This window comes from Mesorhizobium sp. M4A.F.Ca.ET.050.02.1.1 (assembly GCF_003997725.1).
Lineage (GTDB): Bacteria > Pseudomonadota > Alphaproteobacteria > Rhizobiales > Rhizobiaceae > Mesorhizobium.
Genome location: NZ_RZSG01000351.1, coordinates 1 through 6,002, shown reverse-complemented (window position 1 = coordinate 6,002; position 6,002 = coordinate 1). Strand labels below are relative to the sequence as shown.

The 6,002-nt window shown below is 64.2% G+C and carries 4 protein-coding genes; all 4 read left to right on the top strand.

Translation table 11 applies throughout. From position 1 onward, the window contains the following. The first annotated feature begins 46 nt into the window (after positions 1 to 46). A complete protein-coding gene (locus EOA33_RS21140; protein ID WP_127399753.1) occupies positions 47 to 937 on the top strand; it encodes a YicC/YloC family endoribonuclease in 891 nt (296 codons plus the stop codon). Positions 938 to 942: 5 nt separating this feature from the next. Beyond that, on the top strand, positions 943 to 1,617 hold the full coding sequence (gene gmk, locus EOA33_RS21135; protein WP_245455532.1) for a guanylate kinase: 675 nt from the start codon (positions 943 to 945) through the stop codon (positions 1,615 to 1,617). A 253-nt stretch (positions 1,618 to 1,870) separates the two neighbouring features. Continuing rightward, entirely contained in the window at positions 1,871 to 2,971 is a 1,101-nt protein-coding gene (locus tag EOA33_RS21130; RefSeq protein ID WP_126055648.1) for a chemotaxis protein CheB, read from the top strand. Then, on the top strand, positions 2,925 to 6,002 hold a 3,078-nt coding region (locus EOA33_RS21125; protein WP_127406480.1), incomplete at its 3' end, for a CheR family methyltransferase. The genes EOA33_RS21130 and EOA33_RS21125, both read left to right, overlap by 47 nt.

The window sequence follows — 6,002 nt, the reverse complement described above, 5'->3', positions numbered from 1 at the left end:
GTTGCGCGGTCATCCGCGGCCGCGCGCAAGGGGGCGCAAGGGCATCATGAATCTGCAAAGCATGACCGGTTTTGCACGGGCGGTCGCCGAATATGACGGCAATTCGATCGCCTGGGAGGTGAAGTCGGTCAACGGCAAGAGCATCGAAGTCAGATTGCGGCTGCCGCAAGGCTTCGAGCGGCTGGAGCCGGCCGTTCGGCAGACGATCCAGAAGCGTTTTTCGCGCGGCAATTTCCAGGCGACGCTGACGGTCGGCCGCGCTGCCGGCCATCAGGTGCAGCCGGTGGTCAACGAGGCCTTCCTCAAGGATCTGGCCGGGCTTGCCAAGCGCCTGCAGGAACAGTTTGGTGTTGCTCCCGCCACCGCCGACGGGCTGCTTGCGCTACGTGGCGTGCTCGACATTCCCGAGACCATCGAAACCGAGGAGGCGCGGGCGGCGCTCGACGGCGCTATTCTTGCGTCGCTCGAAACGGTGCTGACCGGGCTGGAAATGGCGCGCCAGGGCGAGGGCGCCGCGCTGCGTTTGCTGCTTGCCGGCCACATCGACGCCATCGAGGCGCTGACGCTGAAGGCCGAGGCCGATCCGTCGCGCGAGCCGGCGGCGATCCGCGACCGCATCGCCGAGCAGGTCCGCCTGTTGATGGACGCATCGGCCAATCTCGACGCCAGCCGCCTGCACCAGGAAGCGGCCTTCCTCGCCACCAAGGCCGACATTCGCGAGGAGATCGACCGGCTGAAGACGCATGTCGCTTCCGCGCGTGTGCTGCTTGCCAATGGCGGCGCCATCGGCCGCAAGCTCGATTTTCTGGCGCAGGAATTCAACCGCGAATCGAATACGCTGTGCTCGAAGTCGAATGCCGCTGCGGTCACCGCCATCGGGTTGGAACTGAAGGCGGTCGTCGATCAGTTTCGTGAACAGGTTCAGAATCTGGAGTGACCCGGATGGTTGCCAAGGAGCCGATGGTTGCCAGGGATCTGGGGGCCCGCATCCGCCGCCGCGGTCTGATGCTGGTCCTGTCGTCGCCATCCGGCGCCGGCAAGTCGACGATCGCGCGCAACCTCCTGGAAAAAGATACCAGCCTGGAGCTGTCGGTTTCCGTCACCACCAGGCCGCGCCGCGGCTCGGAGATCGAAGGCGTACACTATCACTTCCGCACCATGCGCGAGTTCGAGCGGCTGCGCGATTCCGACGCCCTGCTCGAATGGGCCGAGGTGCACGGCAACTGCTACGCCACGCCGCGCGAGCCGGCGGAACTGGCGCTGGCGCAGGGACGCGACATGCTGTTCGACATCGACTGGCAGGGCGCCCAGCAGCTCAAGGAGAAGATGCGCGCCGACATCGTCTCGATCTTCATCCTGCCGCCGTCTATGAAGGAATTGAAGGCGCGGCTGAAGCGCCGCGCCGAGGACCAGGAGCAGGTGATAGAAACCAGGCTGAAGAACGCCCGCCTCGAGATCGAGCACTGGAAGGAATACGATTTCGTCATCGTCAACGACGATCTCGACCGCGCCTTCGCCGAGGTGCGCGGCATCGTCACCGCCGAGCGCCTGCGCCGCGATCGCCGCCCCGGCCTGTTCGACTTCGTCTCGGGGCTGCTGGACGAGAAGACGGAGTAGAGCGGCATTTTAGCCTCGCCGAGCCGCGCGGCTAGTGCGGCTCAGTGTTTCATGGAATCGCTGACCTCGCTCTAAGTATTTGTTTTTACGCAATTCCGGACGGAAAGCCGGTACGCACTTTTCCTGGAATTGTGCTTACCGCCATCCCTCTTGCTTGTGGCGGCAGGGGGATTGCCGTGGAACATAGTTTCCCTTCGCCCATTGTTGATTTGAGGCCGAGGGGGAGCGCGTTCCGTGACGCTGGTATGGTGCAATGGCCGAAGTGCGAGAACCAGTCGCAGCCGCAGACGACGATGAGACACGCAGGGCGACGCCTGCCGCGCTCAACCGCTTCGTCATCGTAATCGGCGCCTCCGCCGGTGGGGTGGAACCGCTGAAGCTGATCGTCAGCGACCTGCCCGCCGATCTGCCGGCAGCCGTGTTCGTCGTGCTGCATGTCGGCCAGGTCAGCTATCTGGCGGAAATCCTTGATCGCGCCGCCCGGCTGAAGACCTCGGTCGCCAGGAACGGCGCGACCTTCAAGACCGGCAATGTCTATGTGGCTCCCCCGGGCTTCCACCTTCTGCTGCATGGCGACCACATGATGCTGAGACGCGGACCGCGCGAAAATCTGGCTCGGCCGGCCATCGACCCGCTTTTCCGGTCGGCCGCGCTGAGCTACGGCGCCAGTGTCATCGGCGTGCTGTTGTCAGGCTCCCTTTCCGATGGCACGGCGGGCCTCAGGGCCATCAAGGCGGTCGGCGGGCTGGCCGTCGTCCAGCACCCGAGCGACACGCTGGTGCCGGCTATGGTGCGAAGCGCGCTGCATCATGTCGATGTCGACCATTGTCTGCCCGCCGCGCAGCTGGGTGGCTTGCTGGCAAGGCTGGCAGCCGAGCCGGCTGGCAAAACCTTGCCCGCCCCGTCCAGTGTCAGGCTGGAGGCGGCGGTCGCCGCGCAGGAGCATTCGACCATGAAGAAAGAAGATCGACTCGGCGAATTGTCGGTGTTTACATGTCCGGAATGCCACGGGCCCCTGTGGGAGATCGAAGACGGTGACATGCTGCGCTATCGGTGCCATACCGGGCATGCCTTCACCGCCGACGCGATGATGGAGGCCCAGGCGGTCGAGGCGGACGAGATATTGTGGAGCCTGCTGCGCTCGCATCAGCAGCGTGCCGAATTCACCCGGCGCATGGCCGAGCGAGAAAAGACGAAGGGTCGCTCACAGTTCGCCACGCAGTGGGACAAAAGAGCCAAGGAATACGAGGCGGACGCCAGGGTGATCGAGCGCATCCTGGAAAGCAGGCGAACGCAGGTAACGGACGATGGCGCAATCACCGAAGAAGGCAGCAGGAAGGAAAAAGCGGGCTAGCCAAGACGATGGCACGAGAGCGCCTGCCGATGGGTCCTTTCCCATCATCGGCATAGGCGCGTCGGCGGGTGGCATCGGGGCACTGCAGAAATTCTTTCCGGAAGTTCCGGCCGACAGCGGTTTTGCCTATGTGGTGATCCAGCATCTGGACGCCGAGCATGAGAGCGTGCTGGCAAGCATCATCCAGCGTTGCACCTCGATCGAGACGCACACCGCGGCCGAGGGTATAGAGATCGAGCCGGACAAGATCTACGTGATCCCGCCGGGGGTCTCGGTGACAGTCGAAAACCGTCGTTTCCACGTCGCCAGAATGGCGACCACGCGCGCCAGGCGAACGCCGATCGACGACTTCTTCACCTCGCTTGCGCAGGAGCAGGTGGAAAACGCGGCCGGCATCATCCTTTCCGGGACGGGCAGCGACGGCACGATCGGGCTGCGGGCGATCAAGGAGCGCGGCGGGCTCACGCTCGCGCAGGAAAGCGCCGAGTATGACGGCATGATGCGCAGCGCCGTCCAGAGCGGGCTCGTCGACATGGTGGTTCCGGCCGAGGACATGGCCGAGAAGCTGGTCAGCTATTTCCGCCACCCCAGCCGCATCGACAGCGAGCGCGACCACCACAAGCGCGACGTCGCCGAGCAGCTTTCGCGGATCGCCGCCTTGCTTCGCATGCGCACCGGTCATGATTTCAGCGGCTACAAGGACAACACGATCCTGCGGCGCATCCAGCGCCGCATGCAGGTGCTGCAGATCGACGATCCGGCTGCCTTCTACGAAAGGCTGCGCGAGGAGCCGCAGCAGGTGGATCTCCTGTTCCAGGACCTCCTCATCGGCGTGACCAGCTTCTTTCGCGATCCGCATGCGTTCGATGCGCTGGAGCGCCTTGTCATCCCCAGGCTTTTCGAGGGACGCAAGCCGGACGAGACGATCAGGGTCTGGGTGCCGGGCTGCGCCACCGGCGAGGAAGCCTATTCGATTGCCATGCTGCTCAGGGAGAACGCGCCGCGCGGTGCCGCTTCGCCCAACCTACAGATCTTCGCCACCGATATCGACGAGCGCGCTCTGGAAGTTGCCCGCGCCGGGCGCTATCCGGCAACCATCGCGACCGACATCACGCCGAAGCGGCTGAAAGAATTCTTCTCCCGCGAGGACGGTACCTACCGTGTCGCGTCCGAGCTTCGCGAGGTCTGCCTGTTTTCGTCGCACAACCTGCTGCGCGACCCGCCCTTTTCCAAGCTCGACCTGATCGCCTGCCGCAACCTGCTGATCTATATGGGTCCGGAGTTGCAGGAGAAGATCGTGCCGATCTTCCACTACGCCCTGCGCAACAATGGCTACCTGTTCCTCGGATCCTCCGAGAACGTCACCCGTCACGGGCGGCTGTTTTCGACGATCGACAAGCCCAGTCGCCTGTTCCAGAAGCGTGCCGGCATCACGGCGCAGCGGCTGCCTGAATTCCCGCTCGCCGCCGCGGCCCGGCAGGCCCCGCATGTGCGCCAGCGAGCGACGACCGGAACCCTGCAGGAAAGCGCCGAACGGCTGCTGCTCGACCGCTATTCGCCCGCCTATGTGGTGATCAACGCTGCCGGCGAACTCATCCACATTTCGGGCGGCACGGGAAAATATCTGGAGCTTGCCGCCGGCGCTCCGGACTCCAACGTCTTTTCCATGGCGCGGCGCGGGCTGCGGATGGACTTGAGGGCGGCGTTGCACAAGGCGGTCAGCACCGGCCAGGTGGCGATCCAGAACAAGATCAACATCGGCACCAATGGCGGCCGCCAGGTGATCAGCCTCGTCGTGCAGCCGCTGCCGGCCGAGGCCGGCTCGGACCCGCTCTACATGCTGGTGTTCCGCGATGTCGGTGGCATCAAGCCGGAGCCCGAAAGCGAGCCCGTCCACACCACCGACGACGTCGAAAGCGCCAATGTCAGCCAACTCGAAAAGGAGCTCCGGGAAACCAAGGAGCGCCTGCAGATCACGACGGAGGAGCTTGAATCCTCCAATGAGGAGCTGAAGTCCTCCAACGAGGAGCTGTCTTCCATCAATGAGGAGCTGCAGTCGTCCAACGAGGAGCTGGAAACCTCGAAGGAAGAGCTGCAGTCGATCAACGAGGAACTGCAGACCGTCAACGCCGAGCTCAACATCCGCGTCGACGAGCTCAGCCGCGCCAACAACGACATGGCCAATCTTCTGGAGAGCACGCAGATCGCGACCGTGTTCCTCGACCGCGACCTCTGCATCAAGAGTTTCACGCCAACGGCGCGGGATCTGTTCAGGCTGGTCGAAAGCGACGTAGGCCGGCCGCTTGCGCATGTGCGCCCACGCTTTGCCGCCGACGGCCTGCAGGCCGATATCGAGCAGGTTCTGCGGCGTTTGGGCACCATCGAGCGTCAGATCGAGGGTGCCGAAGGCAGTCGGCGCTACATCATGCGTGTGCTGCCCTACCGCACCGTTGACAATGTCATCGCCGGCGTGGTCGTCACTTTTGTCGATGTCACGCAGATAGCGCAGGCGGAGGAGAAGATCGGCGCGCTCTCGCATGACCTGCGCAATCGTGTCGACAGCCTGGAGACCCTCCTCGATCTCGTGCCGGTCGGCATTTTCATCGCCGAGGACGGCAATGGCGAGGAGATCCGCGCCAATCGCCATGCGGTGGAGCTCGCAGGCCGGCCCGCCACAGACGACAAGCTCAGTTCCATGCCCGCCGTCCTGCCGCTGATGATGAACGGCAGCGCGGTGGGCGCCGCCGATCAACCCTTGCTGAAGGTGATGCGGACAGGCAAGGCCATTCCCGGTTTTGAAGCGCGGATCGCGCGCGCCAATGGCGACAACGTCGACGTGACGATGTCGGCCAACCCGCTGTTCGACGAATTCGGCAATGTGCGCGGCGCGATCGCCGCCGTCATCGACATATCCAGCCACAAGGATGCCGAGCGCAACCAGGAGCGGCTGCTGCACGAATTGCAGCATCGCGTGAAAAACATCCTCGCCACCGTCACGGCGCTCACCTCGCGCATGGTGCGTTCATCGGGT

Coding starts and splice junctions, on each gene's coding strand:
- EOA33_RS21140 (WP_127399753.1), top strand. CDS start 47: ATGAATCTGCAAAGCATGACCGGTTTTGCACGGGCGGTCGCCGAATAT.
- gmk (WP_245455532.1), top strand. CDS start 943: ATGGTTGCCAAGGAGCCGATGGTTGCCAGGGATCTGGGGGCCCGCATC.
- EOA33_RS21130 (WP_126055648.1), top strand. CDS start 1,871: ATGGCCGAAGTGCGAGAACCAGTCGCAGCCGCAGACGACGATGAGACA.